Source organism: Novosphingobium sp. HII-3 (genome assembly GCF_002916655.1).
Classification (GTDB): Bacteria; Pseudomonadota; Alphaproteobacteria; order Sphingomonadales; family Sphingomonadaceae; genus Novosphingobium; species Novosphingobium panipatense.
Window position 1 is genome coordinate 1 of record NZ_PPSM01000027.1, and the last position, 24,697, is coordinate 24,697.

At 60.2% G+C, this 24,697-nt stretch carries 17 protein-coding genes; 8 read left to right on the top strand and 9 right to left on the bottom strand.

Going from position 1 to position 24,697, the window contains the following annotated elements; translation table 11 throughout:
* Positions 1 to 207: 207 nt before the first annotated feature.
* Positions 208 to 1,992, top strand: coding sequence for a thiamine pyrophosphate-requiring protein (locus C2R25_RS11685; protein ID WP_103729395.1), 1,785 nt, complete (start codon positions 208 to 210; stop codon positions 1,990 to 1,992).
* A gap of 151 nt (positions 1,993 to 2,143) precedes the next feature.
* Here C2R25_RS11685 and C2R25_RS11690 read toward each other — a convergent pair whose 3' ends face one another.
* Positions 2,144 to 2,422, bottom strand: a complete 279-nt coding sequence (locus C2R25_RS11690; protein WP_103729374.1) for a hypothetical protein — start codon at positions 2,420 to 2,422, stop codon at positions 2,144 to 2,146.
* Positions 2,423 to 2,763: 341 nt separating this feature from the next.
* On the opposite strand from C2R25_RS11690, the gene C2R25_RS11695 reads away from it, so the two are divergent.
* From C2R25_RS11695 to C2R25_RS20430, 6 genes are all read left to right on the top strand, one after another.
* On the top strand, positions 2,764 to 3,507 hold the full coding sequence (locus C2R25_RS11695; RefSeq protein ID WP_103729375.1) for a hypothetical protein: 744 nt from the start codon (positions 2,764 to 2,766) through the stop codon (positions 3,505 to 3,507).
* Between the two features lies 1 nt (position 3,508).
* Entirely contained in the window at positions 3,509 to 4,687 is a 1,179-nt protein-coding gene (locus C2R25_RS11700; protein WP_103729376.1) for a M48 family metallopeptidase, read from the top strand.
* A gap of 9 nt (positions 4,688 to 4,696) precedes the next feature.
* Positions 4,697 to 5,281 carry a hypothetical protein gene (locus C2R25_RS11705; protein WP_103729377.1) on the top strand — a complete coding sequence of 195 codons (585 nt, stop codon included), beginning with the start codon at positions 4,697 to 4,699 and terminating at the stop codon, positions 5,279 to 5,281.
* A gap of 395 nt (positions 5,282 to 5,676) precedes the next feature.
* A complete protein-coding gene (locus C2R25_RS11710) occupies positions 5,677 to 7,119 on the top strand; it encodes an ATPase domain-containing protein (protein ID WP_233203932.1) in 1,443 nt (480 codons plus the stop codon).
* A gap of 37 nt (positions 7,120 to 7,156) precedes the next feature.
* Positions 7,157 to 7,519: a response regulator gene (locus C2R25_RS11715; protein WP_103729397.1), complete on the top strand. Its 363-nt coding sequence runs from the start codon at positions 7,157 to 7,159 to the stop codon at positions 7,517 to 7,519.
* A gap of 5 nt (positions 7,520 to 7,524) precedes the next feature.
* Complete coding sequence (locus C2R25_RS20430; RefSeq protein WP_158250653.1) at positions 7,525 to 9,102, top strand: sensor histidine kinase; 1,578 nt, start codon at positions 7,525 to 7,527, stop codon at positions 9,100 to 9,102.
* Positions 9,103 to 9,680: 578 nt separating this feature from the next.
* Here the strand turns inward: C2R25_RS20430 and C2R25_RS11725 are convergent.
* Together C2R25_RS11725 and C2R25_RS11730 are read right to left on the bottom strand one after the other, a co-directional pair.
* Entirely contained in the window at positions 9,681 to 9,908 is a 228-nt protein-coding gene (locus tag C2R25_RS11725) for a hypothetical protein (protein WP_103729378.1), read from the bottom strand.
* A gap of 4 nt (positions 9,909 to 9,912) precedes the next feature.
* Positions 9,913 to 15,552, bottom strand: coding sequence for a DUF3320 domain-containing protein (locus tag C2R25_RS11730; RefSeq protein WP_233203934.1), 5,640 nt, complete (start codon positions 15,550 to 15,552; stop codon positions 9,913 to 9,915).
* 153 nt (positions 15,553 to 15,705) lie between these two features.
* Here C2R25_RS11730 and C2R25_RS20965 point away from each other — a divergent pair, with 153 nt between their 5' ends.
* On the top strand, positions 15,706 to 15,978 hold the full coding sequence (locus C2R25_RS20965; RefSeq protein WP_233203935.1) for a hypothetical protein: 273 nt from the start codon (positions 15,706 to 15,708) through the stop codon (positions 15,976 to 15,978).
* Between the two features lie 229 nt (positions 15,979 to 16,207).
* On the opposite strand, the gene C2R25_RS11735 is transcribed toward C2R25_RS20965, so the two are convergent.
* From C2R25_RS11735 to C2R25_RS11760, 6 genes are read right to left on the bottom strand one after another with little or no spacing between them, the layout of a single operon-like run.
* Positions 16,208 to 18,262: a 3'-5' exonuclease gene (locus tag C2R25_RS11735; RefSeq protein WP_103729379.1), complete on the bottom strand. Its 2,055-nt coding sequence runs from the start codon at positions 18,260 to 18,262 to the stop codon at positions 16,208 to 16,210.
* Positions 18,263 to 18,264: 2 nt separating this feature from the next.
* The gene (locus C2R25_RS11740) at positions 18,265 to 19,257 is read right to left on the bottom strand and encodes an NYN domain-containing protein (protein ID WP_103729380.1); all 993 of its coding nucleotides are present in this window, start codon (positions 19,255 to 19,257) and stop codon (positions 18,265 to 18,267) included.
* A 2-nt stretch (positions 19,258 to 19,259) separates the two neighbouring features.
* Positions 19,260 to 22,085, bottom strand: coding sequence for a site-specific DNA-methyltransferase (locus tag C2R25_RS11745; protein ID WP_103729381.1), 2,826 nt, complete (start codon positions 22,083 to 22,085; stop codon positions 19,260 to 19,262).
* Positions 22,085 to 22,945, bottom strand: a complete 861-nt coding sequence (locus C2R25_RS11750) for a hypothetical protein (RefSeq protein ID WP_103729382.1) — start codon at positions 22,943 to 22,945, stop codon at positions 22,085 to 22,087. The genes C2R25_RS11745 and C2R25_RS11750 overlap by 1 nt, the downstream gene beginning before the upstream one ends.
* The gene (locus C2R25_RS11755) at positions 22,942 to 23,880 is read right to left on the bottom strand and encodes a DUF4268 domain-containing protein (protein ID WP_103729383.1); all 939 of its coding nucleotides are present in this window, start codon (positions 23,878 to 23,880) and stop codon (positions 22,942 to 22,944) included. The genes C2R25_RS11750 and C2R25_RS11755 overlap by 4 nt, the downstream gene beginning before the upstream one ends.
* An 18-nt stretch (positions 23,881 to 23,898) precedes the next feature.
* Entirely contained in the window at positions 23,899 to 24,696 is a 798-nt protein-coding gene (locus C2R25_RS11760) for an NYN domain-containing protein (protein ID WP_199183817.1), read from the bottom strand.
* Between the last annotated feature and the right edge of the window lies 1 nt (position 24,697).

The window sequence follows — 24,697 nt, forward strand, 5'->3', positions numbered from 1 at the left end:
CTTCCGCTCCGCTACAGCCGCTTCCCCGCTGCCGAGAGCGTCCAGCCTCAACCATGAGGCTTTTTATTCAAACCAACTGGCCCCTTTTTAAACCGGTGCCTGGCCCAATTTTATCCCGGCGTTGACACTGGCGAGTAAAGCGCTCGGACAATGTCGGGCGAAGGCACCGGTGCGCCTGTTTCGGGTGCCGAACCCACGGAGTGCGGCATGACTCAAATGACGAGTGACTTCTTCGTCCAGCGCCTGAAGGATTGGGGCGTCAAACGTATATACGGCTATTCGGGCGACGGCATCAACGGTGTCCTCGGCGCGCTGCAGCGGGCAGAGAAAGCGGGAGCGGGCATCGAGTTCATTCAGGTCAGGCATGAAGAGATGGCCGCCTTCATGGCCGTGGCGCACGCCAAATTCACGGGCGAGCTTGGAGTCTGCCTCTCGACGGGCGGCCCCGGGGCCACCCATCTTCTCACCGGGCTTTACGATGCCAAGCTGGACCATGCCCCCGTGCTCGCCATCGCTGGCCAGGCCGAAAGTACGGTACGGGGCGGGAGCTACCAGCAGGAGCTTAATCTGGACCGGATCTTCGCCGATGTGGCCGGTTATGTGCAGGAGGTATCGGCACCGGCGCAGACCCGCCATGTCACGGATCGCGCGATCCGCGTCGCTATCGCCGGCAACGATGTTTCAGTCATCGTGCTTCCCAAGGATGTGCAGGATACGAAGTACGAAGATCCGGCGCAGGCGCATGGCTTCACACGCTCCGGCACCGGGTATGCGCGGCCGTCGGTCACGCCTCGCCGGGAGGATCTCGAGCGCGCAGCCGAGATCCTCAACAGCGGCAGCAAGGTCGCTATCCTGATCGGCGCCGGTGCACGGGGCGCCGCGACGCAGGTCATCGAAGCAGCCGAAGTGCTCGGAGCGGGTGTCGCCAAGGCGCTTCTTGGCAAGGATGTGCTGCCCGACGATCTCCCGTTCGTCACCGGATCCATCGGCCTGTTGGGAACAAAGCCGTCGTCCGACCTCATGCGCGACTGCGATACTCTGCTCATGATTGGCACAGGGTTCCCCTGGGCCGAGTTCCTGCCCAAGGATGGCCAGGTCCGGGCCGTCCAGATCGACCTCGACGCCGCCATGCTGGGCCTGCGCTATCCAGTCGACGTGAACCTGCACGGCGACGCAACCGACACGCTAAGGGCCTTGCTGCCCTTGCTGCAGCGAAAGACCGACCGCAGCTGGCGTGAGGGCATCGAGCAGGAAGTCGCGAAATGGTGGCAGACGCTAGAACAACGCGCGATGGCGAAGGCCAACCCCGTTAACCCCCAGAGGGTCGTATGGGAGATGTCGCCGCGCTTGCCCCCCAATGCCATCGTGACCTCTGACTCCGGCTCGTGCGCCAACTGGTATGCGCGCGATTACCGGGTCAAAGCCGGGCAGCGCGCGTCGCTGTCGGGCGGCCTTGCTTCGATGGGGGCGGCGGTTCCCTATGCTATCGCCGCCAAGTTCGCCCATCCCCAACGACCGGTCGTGGCGTTGGTCGGTGACGGCGCGATGCAGATGAACAACCTGGCTGAACTTATCACGGTGCAGAAGTATTGGCGTGAGTGGAGCGACCCACGCCTGATCGTCTGCGTGTTCAACAACGGCGACCTGAACGAGGTCACCTGGGAGCAGCGCGTGATGGAGGGCAACCCGCGTTTCCCGACCACGCAGGACATTCCCGATGTGCCTTACGCGCGCTTCGCCGAATTGATGGGTCTGGGAAGCATATTCATCGATGATCCGGAACAGTTAGGTGCCGCTTGGGACACGGCGCTCGCGGCGGATCGCCCGACGCTTATCGAGGTCAAGACGGACCCGGAAGTCGCGCCATTCCCACCGCACCTCACGCTGGAGCAGGCGAAGGCGTTCATGACTTCCATGGTGAAAGGCGACAAGGGTGCCGGCGCGGTGCTCGCCGACACCGCGCGTCAGATTCTGAAAGGGATCACGCCCTGATCCGCGCTATACACGTCAATGGTTTGCATCTCTGCGCGTTGAGGCGATAAGGCGAGCATGAGGGTTGCCCTCGCAGCTCTCCCTGTCACCGGTATCGCTGAGGACTGGCCGTTCATGCGCTGCTGCTGGGTGGATGCGGGGCGGCGGGCACCTAGAAGGTTGCCGGGTTGCCTCCGGTCTCGCCCAATTTCACATCGAGGATGCGATTGTAGGCTTTAACGAGATCCGCAGGGGTGTTCAGCGGCAGTTTGATGTAGGCGCTTCGCAGTGCCGTTTCCAACTCGGCTGGCGAAACAGGTAAATCCAGCATGGCCGTCAGGGCTGCGAACAGCTCGCTGGCGTCGTTGATCGGCAGGCTGATGCCCGCTGCCTCGGTTGCGCGGACAGCATCCGCTTCGGTGAAGTCTCTGGGGTTGTCGTTGTTCGTCATGAAGAGACGCTATCGCACCTCCGCCCGCGCGCCAAGGCTTCTGCCAAGTCCTAGCCACGATCCGACCGCTGCAAGGCGCCATCCAGCACTGGCGGGAAGGGTTCGAAGTCGATCAGGCCGCACAGCTTCGCTTGCCTCCATCGCTCACTTCGATGAAATCACAACGAGGCCCTCAGCACCACCGGTAAATCAGAGGGAACGCGTATGGTCTGCAGCGCGTAGAGGCTCGTATTCGCCACCGATATGAGACCGTACGGGATGAACAATCTTTAACACCATAAACTGACACTTCCCTCTCTCCGAAAAACGCGATACGCCCCAAGCCTTCAATGAGGGGGCTCATGAAAACTGCAAATTGTGTGCGCGCCGCTGTGCTTGCGGCGTCTTTGTGCGTGTCGGCTCCGGCAATCGCGCAAGAAAAGACTGGAAACAAGGAAGGCTTCTCGTTGAAGCCGGGTACGGTACGTATCGTGCTGATGCGGCCGGTCGTTGATGTGGGCGAACAATCCACCGGCGGTATGTTTGAACCGAACGCCGACTGGACCACGCAGGCACGCGGATACCTTGCGACCGCTCTTGGTCAGGCCCAGTCAAAGCTCGGAAATGTGGTCGTTGAATACTCGGACCAGTCCACCGGCGATGGCCCACTGGTGACTCAGTACTCTCACCTTTTCAATTCCGTCGCTGACTCGGTCATCGAATATCAGTTTTTCCCAGGCAACCGGCTGCCGACCAAGAAGCGCGGCAAGAGCTTCGAGTGGGGCATGGGAGACGGCCTTTCGCGCCTGACATCCCTGAAGGGGGCTGACTATGCGCTGTTTATCTCCACGCATGACGAGTACGGTTCCACTGGCCGTAAAGTCCTGCAGATTGTGGGTATGCTCGGCGGTGTCGGCGTTACTTCCGGCGTTCACCAGGGCTACGCCGGGCTTGTGGATCTCAAGACCGGCGAACTGGTCTGGCTCAATGCCGACCGGCAGATGGGTGGAGATGTTCGTACACTTGAGGGCGCGCAAAAGCGCGTCACGCAGTTGCTTGAAGGCTTCCCCGGCCGACCGGTCGAAGTCGCCGCTGCGGGCAACTGACATGCGCCGCTCCCTCGCGCTGCTGGCCAGCGCGCTGATCGCCTGTGCGGGATCGGCGGCGCATGCTGTCGATCCTACGCTGGCCCTGCCCACCTACACGGCCGCGTACGAGCCGACGAATGTCGATGAACGCGGCTTGTGGATGCAGGCCGACGAGGCTGAACGCCGGATGCGTGACAGTCCCTTGCGCATTCGCGACGGCAACCTGGAAAAGTATCTGCTCGGCGTGCTTTGCCGGGAGGTCGGCCAGGAGCGTTGCGCAGGCGTTCGGCTCTACGCCATGGAAGATCCGCAGTTCAACGCGTCGATGATGCCCAACGGCGCGATGTTCGTTCAGTCCGGCTTCCTCCTTCGGGTTCGCAACGAAGGCGAACTCGCCGCTGTCCTTGGACACGAGTTCGCCCATTTTGAACTCCGCCACGGCCTGAACGGCTTCAAGAACAGGCGCACCGGAACGGATGTCATGGCGTGGGTAACGGTACTCGGCGGCATTTCCAACACACCGACCGGAAGCACGCAGCTATCGCTGGTCGGCTCCATCTTTCGCTTCAACCGCGATCAGGAGACGGCCGCGGACCTTCTGGGCCTCAAGTACATCGCACAATCTGGCTACCCCGCCCATTCAGCTTCCGAAATCTGGAAATCGCTGATGGCGGAACAGGAAGCGACGGCGCGCGGCCGCAAGCTGAAGGCAAAGCAGCACTTCACCGCAGGCTTCTTCGACACGCATCCGACCCCGCTCAGCCGCGCGGTGTATCTGGCCCAGGAGGCCGACAAGCTTCCAGCCGGAGGTGACCCGCGCAAGCAGGAGCTTCAGGACGCGCTTGCGCCTTACCTGCCACGCTTCCTGGCGGCGCAGAACAAGCTCAACGACTTTGGTGGCACGGACTACATCCTGTCGAACCTGGCAGCCCGCTCCGGCTGGACCTCGGACCTTCTGTTTGCGCGGGGCGAGCTTTATCGCGCCCGAGCGAACCCGCGCGACCTGCAGCTTGCCAGCCAGTTCTATCGCGAAGCCAAAGCCGCCGGCTACGCGGCGCCGGACCTGGACCGCAATCTCGGCCTCGCGCTGATCCGCAATGGTCAGGTCGAGGAAGGCCGCGCCGCACTCTCCGCTTACCTGATGGCAGCGCCCGAGGCTTCGGACGCGGCGATCATCCACACCCTTATGGCGAACTGAGGTCATCCCATGTTGCGCGTCACCATTTCCATCATCGCTCTTCTCGCCGCCTGCTCCACGCCGGTCCTCGCAAACTCACTGATCGGCCCTGGCCCTCGGGCAGGCATCGCCAAGTCACGCATCTCCGCTTCGCCCGCAGGCGAGTGGAACAAGCTCAGCCTCAGCGGGGGCAAGAACGTCGAAGTCTGGACGCTTGACGGCGACTCGCTGAACAAGGTCACATTCTTCGGCGGGATCGCCGCAGGCCAGCCGCTGTTGCGCGAGCGTGACAAGAAGAATAGCCCCCTCCCCAAGGTGGCCAGCAACATGCTTGTCACTGACATACCGACGCTTCTCGAGACGACCTACCGCAGCCAGTATGCCGTCAACCAGATGGCGATCGACACGCAGGCTCCGGCACAACTGGGCGGGCACGCTGGCATCCGCTTCACCTACAACTTCACGAAGTCGGACGACGTTCGCCGCAAAGGGGAGGCCTTTGGTGCCATGGTCAATGGTCAGTTGTACCTCGTCGCCTACGAGGCGCCCCAGATCTACTTCTTCGACAAGGACATCGAGAAGTTCCGTACGCTGGCCACATCCATCAAACTCTGATCGACCGAAAATACGAAGGCTAGTTGTGTCTGCACCCACGTGAAGCTGCGGTGGGTGGCTGGCCAAGCGGGCGGGCAATCGAACTGTTGCCCGCCCGGCAAGCACAGAGAAGGTCGAATCCGATAGATAGTGCTGTTCGACACCTCGGCGCTCGCGACAGCGGGGTTCCCCGGCGCGAAATTCGGAGCGACCGCTTCGCCCGCACCATTCGCTCTTTCTCTTCCTTATCCTTGATGCCGCTTCTCTTCCGCACCGGATAGCACAAGCCCTCTTCTAGACCTCCTCACGCGTACAACAGGGTGTTAAAAAATCGACTAGCCATCCTGACGGTGGCACTGCGGGCTGCTATCAACGCAAACGGCCTCTTGGCCAATACGCGCTGATGAGGCTAATTTGTGACGCAGATCCTTCCCCGCTTCTCGACCGGGATCCCTGGCCTGGACACCGTTTTTGGCGGTGGCTTCGTCGAGGGTGCTTCCTACATTGTCCAAGGTCATCCTGGCGCTGGCAAGACAATCCTGGCAAATCAGATCGCCTTTGCGACGGCCGCGGCCGGCAGGAACGTGCTTTATGTCACCCTGCTCGCCGAGACGCACGATCGCCTCTTCCAGTCGCTCTCCACACTGAGCTTCTTCGAAAAGGAGAGGCTTGGCAGCAACATCGTCTATGTCAGCGTTTTCCAGACCCTCAGCAAGGAAGGCCTGGGGGCTGTCGTGGACTTGCTGCGTAAGGAGACCAAGCGTCAAAGTGCTTCGCTGATCGTGTTCGATGGGCTGCTCAATGCCCGCGACCGTGCGGAGACGGACCTCGATGTCAAAACATTCGTGGCCGAAGTGCAAAGCCAGGCAGCGTTTGTGGGTTGCACTGTCCTGTTTCTCACCAGCGCCGGCGTGCAAGATGAGAGTCCCGAGCACACGATGGTGGATGGTGTGCTGGAGCTCCATGAGGAACTCGTTGGCGTCCGCACCGTACGCCGCCTTCGCCCCCGCAAGTCGCGGGGCAGCGCTGCTCTGGGCGGTTATCATCAGTATGAAATCTCCGGTGACGGCGTGAGTGTTTTCCCGCGGATCGAAGCGGCCTTCCACACGCCGTCAGCGACCGACAATCCAGACCCGAGACCCCTCCGTTCCGGGATAGAGGGTTTCGATGAAATTACCGGCGGAGGCCTTCCGCAGGGATCGATCACCCTGCTCATAGGACCCTCGGGCTGTGGTAAGACGTCCTTCGGCCTGAATTTCCTTTCGGCCGCCTCCCCGGAGGAGCCTGGTCTTCATTTTGGCTTCTACGAGTCCCGCGATCGTTTGTTGATCAAAGCGAAAGCGTTGGGTCTTGACCTCCAGGGACATATCGAACGGGGAGAAGTCGATATCCTGTGGCAACCTCTTACCGAAAATCTTCTCGACAAGCTGGCCTATCGACTCTTTGATGCCGTTTCGGCCCGGGGCGTGAAGCGGCTTTTCATCGACTCCCTCGGCGGATTCGAGCGTGCAGCCGTTCATCCTCGTCGTTTGGTGGAATTCTTTGCGGCATTGACGAACGAATTGCGGGCGATGGGTGTTACCGCTGTGGGCACGTGGGAATTGCGTGACCTTTTCGCGTCCGGGGTAGCAGCGCCTGGACCGGAAATCTCCAGTCTGCTCGATAATCTTATCATGATGCGCCAAGTTGAAATCCGGTCAGAATACAAACGCGTGATGTCCGTCCTGAAGATCCGTGACCAGTCGTTCCAGGCTGCTCCTCAGGAAATTCATATCGACGGACGTGGCCTTGCGATCAAAGGACCGTTTCAACCAGCCACCGGCATCTCGACCGGACTGGCCAAGCCCCTCGAAGCGTAACGGCTCTCATGGATAGAGTCCCCCGGTGGAGTTCTCCATGAAGATAGTCGTTGCCGAAGACGAGTTCCTGATTGCCGACTTGCTGGTGGTCAGCTTGGAAGAGGCTGGGCATGAGGTGCATGATGCCGCGCACGGGGCGGACGCGCTGAAGCTGGTCCGCAGCCTTCAACCCGATCTGGTCATCACTGATTTCATGATGCCATTGATGACGGGTCTTGAACTGGCCGAAGCGATGAAAGCCGACAGCGCTCTACAGGCCATTCCCATCATTCTTGTAAGCGGCGCGCAGGGCGCCATAGCAAGGTCGCGTGCTGATCTCTTTGACCTGGTTTTCGACAAACCTTATGCAATGGAGAGATTGCTGACTGCTGTTTCTGAACTCCGCGGGGAAAGGCTTTAGCCTTGATGGCTGCGAATGATGCTACGCATGTGGACGCAGAGCACGGACTTAAGAAGCGAGGCGCTTTGGGCGCTGCCGATCGACTGTCCGCTATCATCCAATCTTCCGACGACGTGATCATCGGCAAAACGCTCGACGGCATCATCACGGATTGGAATGCCGGCGCCGAGCGTGTTTTCGGCTACGCTCCTGAAGAGATAATAGGCGCTTCGATCTTGACCCTGATCCCGCAAGATCGCCGGGCTGAAGAAGACGAAATCATTGCACGGCTGAAAAACGGCGAGCGTATCTCGAATTTCGAGACCTTGCGGCAGCGCAAGGACGGTAGCCTCATCCATATTTCCCTTACCGTGTCGCCGATCCGGTCAGCGGACGGTTTGGTGATTGGCGCATCCCAAACAGCCCGCGACATTACCGCGCGCAAACAGACCGAGACGTTGCTTGCGCAACAATCCGAGCGCCTTCAGACCCTTTACCGCGTCGCCAGTGAAATCTCCCGTGATCTCGATCTTGATCGGATCGTGCAGTCAGTGACTGACATCGGCACCGAACTGAGCGGGGCGAAGTTCGGTGCGTTCTTCTACAATGTCACGAACGCGGCTGGGGAATCCTACCAGCTCTATACCCTTTCGGGCGCAGCACGAGAGGCTTTCAATTTTGGAATGCCTCGGAACACCGCAGTTTTCGCTCCTACCTTCGCAGGTGAAGGCGTAATCCGATCCGACGACATCCGGACCGATCCGCGCTATGGGCATAGTGCACCGCATTATGGTATGCCGCCGGGACATCTTCCCGTCGTCAGTTATCTTGCGGTGCCTGTGACCTCCGTGTCGGGCGAAGTGCTGGGCGGGCTGTTTTTCGCGCATGATGAACCCGGTAAGTTCACGGCCGACACGGAAAACCTTGTCGCCGCCATCGCCGCCCAGACAGCTGTCGCCATGGACAACGCGCGGCTGCATAAAGCCGCCCAGCAGGAGATTGAGCAACGACGGCGAGCGGAGGAGTCAAAGGAACTTCTTCTTCATGAACTGAAGCATCGGGTCAAAAACACGCTGGCGACGATCCAGGCGGTGGCCATGCAGACGTTTCGCCAGGCCCCTCGCTCGGAACTGAAAGCATTTGATGCTCGGCTTTTTGCGCTGTCTGAGGCCCATGATCTGCTCACGCAGCGGGATTGGAAGATGGTCGACGTCACGCATATCGTGCAGCGCGCCGTGGCGCCGTTTGCAGCCGAGGCCGATCGTCGGTTCGAAATAAATGGATGCGAGGTGCAAATATCCTCTGACCGCGCACTACAACTCGCGATGGTTCTCCACGAATTGGCAACAAATGCTGTGAAATATGGGGCTCTTTCCACCCCGACTGGAACAGTGAAGATCGAGTGGGAACTTCCAGAACAGGCGGGAAGCCCGCGCCTTGAACTGCGTTGGACCGAGGCAGGCGGCCCAGCTACATCACCACCGGCGCAAAAGGGATTCGGCTCTCGCATGATAGCGCGCGCCCTTCGGGGTGAGGGCAACGGCGCTGAGTTCGATTTCCGGCCCGAAGGCCTCTACGTCTGCCTCAGGCTCTCTCTCACGTAGCGGCGCCTGCGGGGCGGTCTGGCGGAAGTGTTCGGTGCCAACTAAGGTCACACAAGGCGATCGCTCCTGTTCGCGAATTGGCGGCAATGAGGATGACGATAAGCCCTAGGCTGGCGAAGGCGATGCGGCGCCAGTATGCGCCCGGACGCGGGCAGACCCTGGCTGTCGGTCCGCTGGAAGGCCTTGTCGCGCAGCTTGATGGCGCGGATTTTGCCTCACTTAAATCGTCATCTCCGAGGCCACGTTTTTCAGCGCCGAGCCCACAAATCAGAAGCACATGGGTGTCGGAGGCCCGTGGAAAACTGCGATCCCCGAGCCTGCTAAACGTCAATTCTTCAGAGGGAAAGTGTCTATCCGGGTGGACGTCTGTGGCTCCTTGTGGAGGGGCCTCTGGCGGAGAGGGTGTCCGACCAATCCCAGCCCCAAACGTCAAGATTTCTGGGACTTTCGCACCCCTCTGAAGAGCCTGACCCTAAAACCGACCCTAAAAGCCCCATTCGGCTATGGCTCGAGCTAACCTGGAGCAGGAGGCAAAGGGACATCCTTGCCGATGCGAGACTTTGAGACGACAGCCAATCTCACCCGGTCTTTTCGTCGATGGATGATAAGATCCCGCCGATGTCGACAAGCTCCTTGTGCAAATCCTCCAGGTTATATCCTGTTGGGCCTGTAACGTCCTCGACGGTCGCCTTGATGCTTTGAACGTTGTGGTTCGTGAACTCGAAGAATGAAGTCTGCATGTCCTGCAATTGGCCGGACATCGTCTGCAGGAGATCAATGATCTTCTCAGCTTGATCCTCAGTCATCGGTTTACTCCCCAAACGAGCGCGCCTGTGCGCGTTCGATTCTTTCGCGCGCGGTCACACTCAGCCGTCTGACCCCGAAATGACGAGCAACATCCACTGCCACGTCATTTCCTGACGACGCGGAAGCCGCTGCCCGCAATTCGGCGAGTGCGATGTCATCGATCTGCCGAATGTCGGCCTCGGTGGCAGGTTCTCGCGCGTGGTCCCAGGTGTCCGGCATCATCGCATCGGGCCATACGAAGCACTTGCCTGCATCATCCACTTCCGCATGGAAGTGCGCCTGAACGATCGCCAGAACGCGCTCGCGAATAATGCGGCCCGCTCGCTTGAAGCCGTGCGCATGGCCTATCGCCTGAAACAGGGACGTATCCGAAATCGGCGCTTCCGATGTGATGGCGTGGCCGACCAATTGGATCAGGACGCCATCATAGTCGGGTTCGTAGAAACGATCCGGATCGATCATTGCGGAAAAGCCAGAAAAATCCGCGCGGCGGTAAAGCCCCGCGCCAATCCTCTTGGGCGTAAAAGCATCGTGCTGCGAAAGCCCTACGACAAGTGGAAGCTCATCCTCGCTCTCAGCGGCGATAGCCAGCTCAGGAACCGAGACTGCGTCGGCATGCTCGACTTCCTCGATCTCTTCGACAACAGGCTCCACGGGCTTAGCTTTTTCCTCAAGAGCCACCTTTTCTCTGGACGCTTCGAGAAGGCGGTCGATTTCGAGATGCAGCTTGTCTGCCGCCCCCTGTCGATCGATCCACCAATCGGTTGACCAGACCCGCACGAGATCCCAACCCAGCCCCTTCAGGATGGCCTGGCGTACCTTATCCCGGTCGCGGGCCGTCGCGGCACTGTGGTAGGTCGCACCATCGCATTCCACGCCAACGAGGTAATCGCCTGGGCGGTCGGGATGGACGATCCCAAGATCGATACGGAAGCGCGAAACGCCGATTTGCGGCACGACCTGCCAGCCGCGCCGGATCAGCTCTGCCGAAACGGCCTCTTCGAACGGGGAGTCATATCCACCGACAGAACCTTTGACTGCCTCGGCAAGCGCACGGGGACCGCGATCGGCGAACTCGACGAAGTGCTTGAGGTCAGCAACGGCCCTTGCGCTGGTCCGGTTGAGATCAATCATGCCGGGGTCGAAGGAGGTGAATAGCACCATCTCCTGCCGAGCGCGGGTCACTGCCACGTTAAGACGGCGCCACCCACCCTGATTGTTGAGTGCGCCGAACGACATGGACATGGTCTGCGCACCCGGCTCCGTCGGCCCGAAGCCGATGCCCAGAAGGATGAGGTCACGTTCGTCGCCCTGCACCGTTTCGAGGTTCTTGACCACCACCGGTTCGGACAGGCTGTCTGCGAAATAGGGTTCGATCTGTGGGTAGCGTTGCCGGGCCTTGTCAAGCAGATCCTCGACAAGCTTTTGCTGATCGGCGTTCAGAGTTATGATCCCGAGCGTTTTGCCTGCGCCGCCAAACGCCGGATCGCGCAAACGGCTCACGGCTTCGTCCACCATTGCCTTTGCTTCGATCGGGTTGATGCGCCCCTTACCGCGTGCATAGACACCATCGACACGCCGCCACTCGACGGCACTTGCCCGAGTGACAGGTGCCGGGAACGTGACGAGGCCGCTCTCGTAATAGCGATGGTTCGAGAACGCGATCAGGCTCTCGTGTCGGCTGCGATAGTGCCAGCTGAGCGAGTGCGAAACCATGCCCGATCCCAAGCACTCATCGAGGATGCTCTCCATATCCTCCTCGACGTCGCCTTCCTCATCGGTCGCGCCCGCGGATCGCTGGAAGAAGTTGGTCGGCGGCATCTGTCGGGGGTCACCCGCGATCACCACCTGTTTGCCTCGTGCCATGGCACCGATGGCATCCCAAGGTGTCACCTGCGATGCCTCGTCGAAAATGACCAGATCGAACAGGGCCTGATCGGCGGGAAGGTACTGCGCGATGGAAAGCGGACTCATCAACATGCAAGGGGCCAGCCTTGTGAAGGCATCCCCCATTTCCGTTGCAAGCTGGCGGATTGGCTTGTGCCGCTGCTTGAGCTGAAGCTGGTGCTTCAAGACACCGTAACCATCCTTCTGGCCGGTTTCCTCGCGCGCCGGGATGTGACCGGAAAGCTGCGCACGAATGTAGCGAACGGCCGATTGGCTCAAGCGGTCATCAATCTGCTGGAAGGCCGCGATGTCGTCCATGTGAACACCGGAGGCAAACTGGCTCAGCAATGGCTCGGCATCGATGCGCGTTCTGGCGAACCACTGCGCATATCCGATCTCGAATGCATTGCGTGCGTCTGCCGGGGCCAGTTCGCCCCCTTCAAGCGCCGCCACGATTGGCCCCATACCGACTGCCATGGCCTCGGCCCTCACTCGTTGCCAGCCCGTCAACGCTTGCAGACGTGGCAGGTTGGCAAGCACGGCACCCGCGATGGCTCGCAGTTCTTCGTGGGACAGGTCAGCGGCGACCTCGCCGCTGGTTTCAAATGCCTGAGCTGCTTGCCCATAGGCACTGACTGCGGCCCCGAAGGCATCCTGCGCACGAGCCAAAGTCCCGTCCGGCCCGATCAGGTCGTTCGCATCGATGACCAGCCGGGAAACCGCGGCACGCAATGCAACCAGATGGTCGGGGTCGCTCGCACGGGTCTGGATCGCGCCCTTAAGATCTTCAGAGAGAGCGCATTCCGTCTCCATGCGGTCCAGGTCGGTGGAAAGGCCAGTCCATGAGGAGACATTGGCAAGCCTTGGGACAAGAGCGTCGATCTCCTGCAGCAAACCGTTCATTGCGGCCAAAATCGGGAGGTCTGTTGCAGGATCTGGCTCGCCGCTGGTTCCTCCAACGCTTGCCAGCGCCCTTGCCACCTTCCGCTGTGCCAATGTCGCGAAGAACCAGAGCCGCCGTCCTGCTGCCTCCCAATCAGCCTGGATCGCATCGACCGGGATACGGCGTGCAGCTTCCGATGCGAAGGGCACGGACAGGCCCCGTTCGAGACCACGGTACTTTTCCAAAAGGTCCTTGGCATTTCGCGCAGCCAGGACACGGTCCGCCATGTCCGGCACGAAGGCCAGGCGCATGTCGCGCCCATACGTACTGCGGACAACCCTAATTAGCTCGTCCAGTGCCGCACGTTCGTCAGAAGTGTCTGCGGGGAGCGGCAACCCGCTCGCCTGGAGCAACGCATCGCGCGCGCCGACCAATCGGTCTATGGCAGGGCCGATCGCCCTCGCGGCCTGAGCAATGTCATCTTGCCACTGGTTGGACCAGGTGCCTCGGCGCAATGCGTCGAGTTCACCGGTCACGCCAACGATGGCCTGCCGCGCCAGACCGAGGCGACGCGCGACGTCGCGCATAGCGCCCAGTTCATCCTCGCCATGATCGGCTTCGGCCGAGAAATTCAGACGCGGGATTGCCGCAGTGGCGTCCCGCACAACCCGTCCGATCGCATGGTGAATTGTCAGCCCGTTACGGGCGCGTGCATGAAGCCGTCGCACAACACCATTCAGGTTGTCCCGAAGCCGTTTGGCTTCGGCAGCCTCCCGCGCCCATTCCTCTGCCGACAGGGTTTCGCGGACAGACCATGCGCGGTCCAGCTGCTTGAGCACCTCAACCTTGGTCGCCTTTGCCGAATGCAGTTCAAGGCAGTATTCGCCCAATCCCTTTTCGGCGAGGCGCCGCTGCACCACGTCAAGCGCCGCCATCTTCTCCGCCACGAACAGGACACGCCTGCCAAGCGCGAGATTGTGCGCGATCATGTTGGCGATAGTCTGGGATTTGCCGGTCCCGGGCGGACCGTCCAGAACGAAGCTGTGGCCCTTGGCGGAAGCCACGACCGCGGAAAGCTGCGAGCTATCGGCAGGCAGCGGGGTGAATAGATTGACCGGATCAACCGTGTCATCCAGCACTTCCGGCTTCGGAAACTCCCCGTCCACCCGGCTGGCGGTCGCCTCGCGATCGATGAGATGCCGCACCACCGGGCTTTGGCGGAGCAGGTCAGCGCGATCGACAAGATCCTTCCACATGAGGTATTTTGCAAAGGAGAAGGTGCCTAAAACGACGTCGGGCACAACCTCAAACCCGGGCATATCCCGCACAGCCGTGCGCATGATGTTCCAGATCAGCTGGACGTCGATACCGCTCTTGTCGGTCGGCAACGCACCTTCGAGTGCTGGAATGCTTAACTCGAAGTCCTGCCGCAGCAGTTCTATCAAGGTGAGGTTGAAACGCGGCTCGTCCTCATGCTGGGTCATGACAACGCCGGAAATGGCGCTCTTTCGCTCCAGCTTGACCGGCAGAAGGATCAGCGGAGCACGATAGCTGCGCGCATCCTCGGGCTTCTTCTTCCACTTGAGGAAACCCAATGACAGGAACAGCGTGTTGGCCCCGCCTTCGGCAAGGTCACTGCGTGCCTTGCGGTAAAGATCGATCAGGGACGCTTCGAGCTTGCCCTTCTCGTTCAGGGACAGAACCTCGTTGCGATCGAGGGCCGCCCTTGCAACTTCCTCCCGAAGGCTGTGCGTCGTCTGGTTTTCATACAGCTTCTCGTCGCGTCCGCCCGAGGTAAGGTCGGGCATGGGCGCAATCTTGATCTTCTTGCCATCCGCAAGCCGGTCTTCGAGCAAAGCCGGGTCGGGGCAAGCCAGACGCACAACCTTACCGCCATCGGGGACATGGAGCAGACGGTTGGAGGTCGTGAGATTGAGCAGCTTGCGCTGCCACAATTCCACTCGGTCGGTGACCTTGTCGGAATTTTCGCCCAATTCGACATCGAACTCGGGCAGCAGCGGAGCTTCTTCCAGCGCATCCATGACGCCACTCTCTCGCTCGGCGCCGTTCTGCCCCTGCCTGCCGACACCCACGACGCTCAGCGGACGTATCTTTTGCATGCGCGCACGGTGGACATCGATGGCCACTTCGAACGGGTCTGCGGCGTCTTCGGCAATCAGGCGCAAAGCAGCATTTTCGGCCTGGCTGAACGATGGAGGCGATGCGTTAGTCGCCAACGTGGTTTCGAAGACGAGAAGATCCTTGACGTCGATGCGCCTGCGAAGTGCAGCCGCTTCCTCGGTCGTCAGCGTCGAGAACTCGATCGGCTGCAACCAGACGCCGGCAAAGGCGTGCCCGCCGGTCAGGATCAGCAGTGGGTTCAGCCCTGCCTGCTCCAGAGCAGCGGCGAACAGAAGCGAGGTATCCAGACAGGTTGCCATCCCCCCGTCCAGGATCGCCGATGGCGTGCGCACCTTCTGACCAACACGTTCGAAACTCGCGGGCGGAAGCGCGTATGACAGCCGAAGCCCGCAAACGGCGGACCAGATGGCGGAAGTCAGCTCCCAGGTCCGTGTCCGCGACTTGTCCTCATAGCCGTTGATCGCATCACGCTTACCCGCCCTGCGCAGCACATCGGATGCCGCTTTAAGGATACGATCGACCGCAGGGTCGTTCGGCATGACGAAAGCCGGAAGCAACTCGCCCATGCTGCCGACGCCGCCCCATTGGTTGCGTGCCAGCAATTCGACCGGGAAGGTCGATAGAGCCAGCACCTCGCCTCCCGCCTCGATCCGAAGCGTGGCAGAACCTTGGATGCTTTCGCTCAGATTGCCAAGAAAACTGGCGTCCAACGCGACATCGCGATCGGTCACATGAAGTGATGTCCCGGGAGCCAACTCATCGATCCGCCAAGTCCGCTCGCTCAGGAACGGCGGATTAGCAGAGAGGTGGATTGTAAGGTTTTGGTACGCTGCTTCGCCCTCGTGATGGATCTCCAGATCCCGTAAGATCGGCACCGCATTTTGGTGGGACGCGAAGCCAATCTTGTCAGCAACAGCGGCAGAAATTCGAATAGGCAAGGCGGCTCTGTCCTTCTGGATAGGAGCGACGGGCTTTTGAAAGAGGTCTGCGATGAGCGTGCGCTGATCAGGCTGGTCCGCAAGCTCGACAAGCAGGGCCTGAACTTCGTCGGCCAATCGACGGGCCATAAGTGTCTTGCGATTTCGCAGCTCGGCAAGCACCAGCCGCAGTTCAGGAGAGGAACCGCGATTGTCGCGAACAATCTGTTCAAGCTCTGACGCGCTTTTGCCAATGTAGGGGCGACTGCTCACGCGCGTCGCCTACGAACAATGGCGTTGCGGGTGAGCAAGTAAGGATTAGGTGTTCGCAAGCTGCCCTCGGTTTTCGCAAGGGTTGCTGATGTCAGCCAATCGAACCGATCACCTGGGCCAGATCGGCCCGAGTCCCTCGCGACTCCGAACATGCAGCTTTTCCCACTAAGAAAAAGTATTCAAACGCAAAATCCTCTCAACTTCTCAAGTCGTCGAGAAATTCGCTCCCTGGATCAATGCCAACCACCAAAAGGCGATCACGCGCTCTTGTGCATGCGACATAGAGCAGATGGCGTTCCGTTTCATAGGCCGCCTCCAAGTCCGCCACGTCTCCCACTGCCGCGAGACGAGTGGGATCGGGCACGACATCCTCGTCACAGGCAAGGACGGCGACTGCCCGAAACTCCAAGCCCTTGGCGTCGTGCATGGTTACGATCCTAACGCCGTCATCGGCGCGCGGATCACAGCCTGCTTCACGAACGGCATCGCGTGCACGCGCCAGTTGCTGTTCGCCTCGGACGAGTACGCCAATATCGGCGTGATCCATGCCATCTGCCTGGCACGAAGCGAGGAACTTTGCCAGAGCCTCCTGCTCTTCAGTCTCATCCGCGACCAAAGCGATTTCCGGAACTGGCCCGTCGAAGACCGACACCGTGCCACGCCGCCCTTCTTCCACACCATCCATGTCTGCAATGGCCGGAGGTAGCAGCCGATCCGCGAGACTGCGGATCTGGTGCGAGGTGCGGTAATTCACCTTGAGCGCGTGACTTCGACCGCGGATGTCGAGGCCAAGCTTGCTCCAACTGAACGGCAGGTGGAAAATCCGCTGGCCAATGTCCCCTGCCAGAAATGCGGCATCGGATCGCACCCTACTGATCTGCCCGAGTAACCGGACCTGTGCGACAGAAAGATCCTGAGCCTCATCAACGACGACGTGCGTGAAGTTCGGATTACCGCCGGCAGCCAGCCATGCGTCCATCCGAGCGTAGATCTGCGCCCAGGTCATGGCCCCGCGCTGCTTCAATCGTTCCCGCACGAACTGAAATACAGCCCACGCAGCATCCCGCTGCTGAACGCCCAGACGGGTACGTCGCCCAATCCGGGGGACGACCGCATAGCCTTCGCCTGTTTCGACATTCCAGGCATCGACCACCTCGTCCCATTCCTCGAGGAGAAAGTCCGTCGTCATCCCATTGCCCAGGCCAGCCTTCTTCGCATCGGCAATGGCAGAACGGATCAAGGCGGGATTAGCAACATTGGGCTGACCGAATTGACCAGTATGAAGCTCGAATACCGCCTGATCCAAGGTGCGCACCGTAATCCGGTCGCGAACTTGCGGTTCCGCTTCGGTCAGAATGTCCCGTTTGCAAGCCAAGGCCGCAGCCAAGGTCTTGGAGAACGTCGTGAGCAGAACCTGGGCGCCCACGTCTTCACGCGCAATGTATGCAGCCCGGTGCAGTGCGACGATCGTCTTCCCGGTCCCCGCTGAACCTGTCACCCGAGCCGCGCCTGCCCATTCCCGTTCCGCCAAAGCACGCTGAGCCGGGTGCAGGAACACAGCCCATTTTTCGAACGGCTGATCGAGCGCAGCCTGCAGTTCCTCCAGATTGTCGACCACTCGAAACCGGCGCTGTGCGTCCGGATGCGTGAACGGATCCGCGCCTGGAAGAGCCTTAAGCGCAATATGATCCTCCAGCCGCCCCCCGGTCAGGTAGTCCAGCAAGGCTTCAGCCGCCTCACTGGGCAAGCTGGCAAAGAGGCCATCCACGCTGGCTTCTTGTGCCTGACGAACGGGGCCCAGCCAGTCGCGGGGCACACCGACATCAAGAAGTTGGTCATCACTCAGATTGACAAACGGCTTGCTTACGGGCGATGGCTCTGGCTGATGCTCGACGACCCTCTCGGTGTAAACGAGACGCTCTTCGACACGCTCTACCACTTCCACGATCTGCATGGCGCCCGTGCGCTCATGCTGGACCAGCCGCTTGCGCTCGGCCCAGCGATAGGCATCATCATGGTGTCCGACATAGGCCAACAGCGTGCGCTCACCATCCTTGTGGAGCACGATCCGCAGGTCCTGGCTGACACGCGCTGTCCATAGTCCTGGCGACGCCTCAACTCGATGCAATTGAGTCCCATTGCCCTTTGGATCGAACAGCAAGTCCGTTGCCGTCAGCTTGACCTGCTTCTGCTCCTGCGGAGTGAGCTTGCCGAGCGCATCGGTGAAAGTCGAGGACCAGAGAAGGTTCATCGTTAAACTAAACCTTCCGATTTCCACCATTCCCATTGCTGACGAGCTTCATCCAACCTTTGAATGCTATCTGGGTTGGACTCCGCAAGCCAGTAGTCCGAGAAATCAAAATCTTCTTCGTAGCTCAGCGCGTTGAAATACAACTTCAATGAGCCAAGTTGATCCTGCAATGCTCTTGCCGGCCGGTCCTCATATCCCATTAACGCGAATTGCTTGCCATGCTCCGCGAGCACGGAAAATGATTGCGCATGATCGGCATCATTCGTCAAAAGAACAAAGAAATCTACTGAATTTCTGGATATGTCCTTCCAAATTCTATGCGTAAAATCACTGTCGACGCCTTTTTCCGACAGAAAGGATTTCCGTTTTCCGTCATCAAACTTCAGGTACCCATTCTGAGACTGTTCTCCAACCAGCTTGGACAGTTCAGAGTAGAATCTCTGGCTCTTCTCATATCGCCCGCTTTGCAAGCGCCGAATGTCGCGATTTAAGACTTCTATGTCGCGACTGTCGGCCAACTCTGAACGATACTTCTCAAGATCGGCAATCAAGCGCTCCCGATCAAACCGGGGTGCAAAAATCACAGCATCACAGGTTACGTCGAATGCAACTCGTCCGGTCGCATCGAACCCATCGAAATGACCGAACGGATCAAAGAAAAATTTAGACTCGATGCGATCGACGTCTTTTTTCTTAATTAGATCTATCCCCAGCTCAGTAAAATGCCGCTCAGCCGAACCCACCACGCGACCTTCCATATTTTTTATGGAAGAGAGCGCATATGGCGCCCATGCAGATTCTGGAAGATCATTTAATAATATCTTGCCCGCGCTTGAGAGACGCTCAGCCACGTTGTTGCGGTAAATCTTCTGTTGATCAACAAGAGCCTGAGTCATCAGATAGGCGTGATACCCATCTATATATATTCTAATACGAAATGGCTGCTTCACCAAGCCTTCCAGGCTTGGACGTTTGTTGGATTCCGCCCCCTTCATGATCAGACCTCCACCACCTTCATCACCTCATCGCCAAGGTGGTTGACCACCTTCACCGCCACACGTCCACTGATCGGCCTCGGGAAGGGGCGTGAGCGGGTGCGCTTGAGGCTTTCCCAGGCTTCGGCGTCGATCTCGGCCTTCAGCGTGGTTTTCAGGGCCTTGTAGGGATCGTTGGCGCCGGGGAAGTAGGCGTGGCGCACGAAGAAGCTTTCGTAGTTGTAGTCGGTGTCGATGAACCACACGGCGATGTCGTCGGCGTCGCCGCTTTCGATCTGGCCGCCCTTGTACATGTCGATGCCGGCCACCTCGATGGAGACCATACCATCCGCCTCGTCATGCACCTGGATGTCCGGTTCGCCGAAGACGGTGAAGAGGTTGCCCGCGCCGGTGTTGGCGAGGTCGGGCATGTGCAGGTCGGGGTTGATGCGGGCCTGCAAGACGGTGAGCGCGCCCATGCGGTCGAACTCGCTGGCGTGCGCATCGAAGTTGAAGGCGGCAGCCACCAGCAGGTCGAAGCCTGCCTCCATCGCCTCGCGCGCGGCAGCGGTGAGATCGGCGCGCGAAACGGTGCCGTACTCGGGGCCGACGAGGATTGCGGCGCGGCGTTCGGGAGTATCCTCGGCATCGGAGGACTGGCGCACTCGGCCTTCCGCACTGATGTAGCGGCCCGGCCAGCCCTTGGTGGCAGTGAAGACGAGGCGATCCGCCTTGTGTGCCTGCTGCACGCCCGATTTCTTCAGGTTGTCGAGCACCATGGAGACGAAGTCCGCCGCCTCGCCCCCGCCCACTTCGCCTGCCTGTCGACGCCCTTCGGCAGCCTCCAGTTCGTCGAACAGGCTGTCATCCACATCGACCGCTGCGACGCGGTGGGGCGATAGGCTCTCAACCGTGAAGGGACCGGCAACGCGCACGCGGCCCTTGTCCTCATAGGGCTGGTCGTAGAGGTATTCGGTATCGGCCTTTGTCGCGATCGAGGCGTCAATTTCCTTCTGGCGCGCGGTGCGCTGCGCCCACCACTCGGCATGGATCGCCTTCGTGCTATTCGGCCATTCCTTGTCCACCTCGCGCGGGATTTCCCATTCCTGCCACTCGACGCCAAGCGCCGCGTTGAGCTGACCGCGCACATCTTCGAGCGTCGGCTGGAACTGCTCCCAGATCGTGTCAATCTCGGCGTTGTTGGCAATGGATTTCAAGGTGATGTGCGGCACGCGTTTGTAGACGAAGCCCTGGCGGATGCGGCCATGCGTCACCGCCATCGAAGGCGGCGTGCGGGTGACTTCGGCTTCCTTGAGCTGCCCGTCCTTGCTGTCGGCCAGCAGATACCACGGGTAGCGCGCGCCCATCAGCCGCGCCCGCGCGAGCGCCAATGCGACCCGCGAGGTATCCATGGTGATCCACCGCCGCCCCCACTGCTCGGCGACGTAGGCCGTTGTGCCTGACCCGCAGGTAGGATCGAGCACGAGATCGCCGGGGTCGGTGGTCATAAGGATACAACGCTGAACGACCGTTAAACCAGTCTGCACAACATACAATTTGTCGCCACCAAATTGGTTTTGCCCAAGAGTGTCAGTCCATGAGTCGCCGAGTACGTATGCCCGAAAATCATCGAGATACCGAACATAACCTAGGTTATCAGACCCGCTCAATTCGATCCGATTGGCCTTTCCAAGGCGCTCCATGCCCGCCTCATTCGTTTTCCAACGAACAGTCATAGCGGGACGGACAACCTTGCCGTCAATATGGACGGGAAACCACGACGCAGCCCCCTCGCCCTTTGAGCGACCCATGCTTTGGCTGGTTATATTGTCACGAAAGTAAATTTTCCACCCTTCAGGAATAACTTCCTGACCACCCATCTGCTCTTTAGTTAACGGGCGCCGGTCTCCGAACGGGGTTCGAGCATTGCGATAGCCTGTCCCTCCCTTTTCGCCCGGCCTTTTCTCCATCATATATGGACGATACTTTAGAGACGGCTTGCTCTTTGCGTACCACAAAAGCCTATCAACCGTTGGTGCTATGTAATCTCCAGTAGAGCTACTCGTTTTTGCAAATAATATTTCAACGACGTAATTGTCATCTCCAAACACTTCGTCCATGAGCGCCCTCACGCGATGGACGTTCTCATCGCCGATCTGGACGAAGACCGAGCCGCTCTCAGTCAACAGGTCGCGGGCGACTGTCAGGCGGTCGCGCAGGTAGGTGAGGTAGGAATGGATGCCGTCGCGCCAGGTGTCGCGGAAGGCCTTCACCTGCTCCGGCTCGCGGCTGAAATGGTCGGCCTTGCCGTCCTTCACGTCGCGGCTCGTGGTGGACCACTGGAAGTTGGAGTTGAACTTGATGCCATAGGGCGGGTCGAAGTAGATGCACTGCACCTGCCCCTTCAGCCCCTCGCGCTCGGCCAGGCTCGCCATCACCTTCAGGCCATCGCCCAGGATCATGCGGTTCGACCAGTGCTGGTCGTGCGCATAGAACTCGGTCTTCGCCTCGGGCGCCACGCCGTTGAAATCGGAGAAAAGGTCCGCCATCGGCTCCGGCTCGGCCCGCCGCTTCGCCGCGCGCTTCAGATCCTCAACCAGCGCCTTCGGGTGGATCTTCTCCTGGATGTAAAGCGGGGGCGCCTCGACCACAAGGTCCGACCAGTCCGCCATGTCCTTGCCCCGCCACACCAGCTGCGGATCGAGATCGGGATTGCGCCGCTCGTAGACCGCCTGGATCGGCGTCTTCACAGCTGGCGGCACGAACGCCTCCAATTCCGCCGTCGGCGCATTCTTCCGGGTCGCCTCATCATGCGTGAGGGTTTCGACGGTGAGGGGTTTCTTGGCCATCAGGCGGGGTCCTTGATCCATGCGGATGCAGATAAAATCGGAGAAACGGCAGCGGCGAGCGAAGAAAGCGTATCGCCCATATGGAGCGAGAGCACCTGCCCGGTCGCCCGGGATGCCGTCAGGAGGGTTTGTACGGCGCCACTCTGGAAGCGTTGCGCGAGGGTGAGCGAGGAGTCGACCTTGTCGTATGCCTCACCGTTCTTGCGCAGGGCGGATCGGTACATCCCCACACCCTGCGCGAACAGATACTTGTCCGCGACCCGGTAGCCGAGCAGCGGGCATAATCCTGCCTTGTCCACCTCATCTACAAGTTGTGTGCTGACCTTACCCCAGGTTGGAGCCAACGTCTCATAATACGCCGTCATCTGCGCGATACCGGCCTGATCCCGCCCGAGCACAGCGGCGCCAACGAACTTGTCAAAAATGGTCCAGTCCCTCGGGCGGAGAAACCAGGTCAGCTTCGACAAGGCTGATGCCAGTTGGCGCTCGGTGACCTTCCCGTTGGCATCGGCCTCCAACTGAACCGGGTTGCTACGCACGAAATCGGCCAGACACTTGGCCCGTTCGGCGAAGGGTTTGCACAGCCACGTTTCGACATCGGCAGCCTGCAGTGCCTGTGCGAGCCGCTGGCCTTCTGCATCCGCTGCGTGCGCGGGAATGTTGCGGTTGACAGTGTAGGCCCGCGCGATCCTTCGCATCGTCGTGACATCGAACGTGCCGACAGCCACGCCCGTCTCGCTCCCGTCTGCAGCAAGCACTCCAGTGGCTTGCAGAAACCCGAAGTCGCTGTTGATCCACCATTTGTAGGCATCGACGACCGCGATGTACGCGAACTCGTAGCCGAAGTCGGTCCGTGTCATGCGACATTCTCCGGCTGGAGATACCGCGATGCCGCTGCCTCGTACCGAGCCGTCTGTTCAATGAGCCAGCGCACCGCCTCATCGCATTGAACAGGATCGGTCCAGTCCACGGCACGCTCCTGCACAAACGGGTAGTCCAGGTTGTTGCCGAGAGGGACGCCCAGTTCCGCTTCGATCTGCGCCGCGGCAGCCTCGAAACGGGGGCGCATCACGGCACCGCCTTGACCTCGACGACCACGCAAGAAAATCCCCGCAGTCTTCACTGCCGTCCAGCGCGAGACGACGATGCCGGTGTCTCCCACCGGTCGCCACCGCACCGAAGCTCCTGCGCCCGCCTTGAGATCTGTTTCAACCTGCGGATCCAGTTGAGCATAGGCGGCCCAGAACGTGTCGCGACGCGCAGTCGTTTCCGGCGAAGTCGTCGATGCCGTGGCAGCCCGCGCTGTCCGCTGAAGCGACTTGTCCCAAGTGTTGGGTTTTTCCAGCACGTCGAACAGCGGAGCCAGCGGACTATCGGCAATACGGACCACGCGAAGGCGCACGGCGAAAAACGAGAAGGTTTCGTCGGTGTGCTGATTGAGCCAGCGGATAGCCGACAGGTGCTCCGCCCGAAAGTCCGGCGCGACCCAGACCATGACATGCGCGTCCAGCCCGGCCAGGTAGGTCATGATCTGGCCAAGATGCGTGTGGTCCGACGGCTCCAGTTGGTTCTCTATCAGCACTACGGTGCCGTCGATCGGGTTGGTCGCCAGAATGTCGGCCGAGTAGCGCCCGACACCAACTTCGCGCCCGGTAAGTTCCAACGGAATGCCGATGGCATTCGACAGCCGATCCAGGTTCTCGGCCAGCCACGGAGTAAAGACATGAGCTTCATGCGCCCAGGCGACACGTGCCTGGACGTCCTCAAGAGTTCCAAATGCGATGGGATCAGTCATGACAGGTGAACTTCGGTTTCATTGTGGTTTGGGCTTGGGCTTTGGAAGACCGGATTGCAGCCCGTCGATGTGCTCGAAAAGATCATCGTTGATGGACTGCCACAGCGGATCAAGGATGAACTGCATACCTTCCCGGCGCGCGAGCTTGGCCGCAGGCACAAAGTCGCTGTCACCGGAGACGAGGACCAAGGTGCTGACAAACCGCTTGAGCGTCAGCGCAGCTATGTCGAGGCCGATGCGCATGTCCACGCCCTTCTGGCGCAGATCCAGCGCCACGTCGTCGTCCTCAAGTTCGGACCATCGCTTCTGAAGGCGCTTCACGGTTTCAAGCTGCTCTGGATCGAGCGTTATCCGCCCCTGATCATCGACGGCGTCGAAATCGAGGCCAGCGATCCAGTCACGCGTTCCCAACAGCGGCTTGAGCTTTCGAGTCGGCATCGACCAGTCATCGTGGCGGACCACCTTGCCCAATCGCAGCGCCACGTTTCGCTTCTTGCGCAACTCGGCGAACAGCGCGCGACGGAACTTCGCGGTATCGCTCTTGTCGAAATCGATCTGCTGGTTCTTCAAGGGGTGATGGGCGGCGCCATCATAGGGCAGCGCGTCATAGAAGAAGATCCGATACAGATGGCGATGCCAGTTCCGCTCGTCTTGGGCACCTGTGAGCATGGCCACATGGCGGCGACACAGGCGCCGGACTGCGCCCGCAACGGCTTCCACATCTTGGCCAGCCAAGCCAAGCTTGGGCAGCCGGCGCAGCAGAAAACCGCCATCGATCAGGATTGCAATCTGTCGGGTGAGGATCGGACCGGTCATG

Coding starts and splice junctions, on each gene's coding strand:
- C2R25_RS11745 (WP_103729381.1), bottom strand. CDS start 22,085: ATGGCCAAGAAACCCCTCACCGTCGAAACCCTCACGCATGATGAGGCG.
- C2R25_RS11740 (WP_103729380.1), bottom strand. CDS start 19,257: ATGAAGGGGGCGGAATCCAACAAACGTCCAAGCCTGGAAGGCTTGGTG.
- C2R25_RS11735 (WP_103729379.1), bottom strand. CDS start 18,262: ATGAACCTTCTCTGGTCCTCGACTTTCACCGATGCGCTCGGCAAGCTC.
- C2R25_RS11700 (WP_103729376.1), top strand. CDS start 3,509: ATGCGCCGCTCCCTCGCGCTGCTGGCCAGCGCGCTGATCGCCTGTGCG.
- C2R25_RS11705 (WP_103729377.1), top strand. CDS start 4,697: ATGTTGCGCGTCACCATTTCCATCATCGCTCTTCTCGCCGCCTGCTCC.
- C2R25_RS11750 (WP_103729382.1), bottom strand. CDS start 22,945: ATGACACGGACCGACTTCGGCTACGAGTTCGCGTACATCGCGGTCGTC.
- C2R25_RS11760 (WP_199183817.1), bottom strand. CDS start 24,696: ATGACCGGTCCGATCCTCACCCGACAGATTGCAATCCTGATCGATGGC.
- C2R25_RS11690 (WP_103729374.1), bottom strand. CDS start 2,422: ATGACGAACAACGACAACCCCAGAGACTTCACCGAAGCGGATGCTGTC.
- C2R25_RS20430 (WP_158250653.1), top strand. CDS start 7,525: ATGGCTGCGAATGATGCTACGCATGTGGACGCAGAGCACGGACTTAAG.
- C2R25_RS11755 (WP_103729383.1), bottom strand. CDS start 23,880: ATGACTGATCCCATCGCATTTGGAACTCTTGAGGACGTCCAGGCACGT.
- C2R25_RS11715 (WP_103729397.1), top strand. CDS start 7,157: ATGAAGATAGTCGTTGCCGAAGACGAGTTCCTGATTGCCGACTTGCTG.
- C2R25_RS11695 (WP_103729375.1), top strand. CDS start 2,764: ATGAAAACTGCAAATTGTGTGCGCGCCGCTGTGCTTGCGGCGTCTTTG.
- C2R25_RS11725 (WP_103729378.1), bottom strand. CDS start 9,908: ATGACTGAGGATCAAGCTGAGAAGATCATTGATCTCCTGCAGACGATG.
- C2R25_RS11685 (WP_103729395.1), top strand. CDS start 208: ATGACTCAAATGACGAGTGACTTCTTCGTCCAGCGCCTGAAGGATTGG.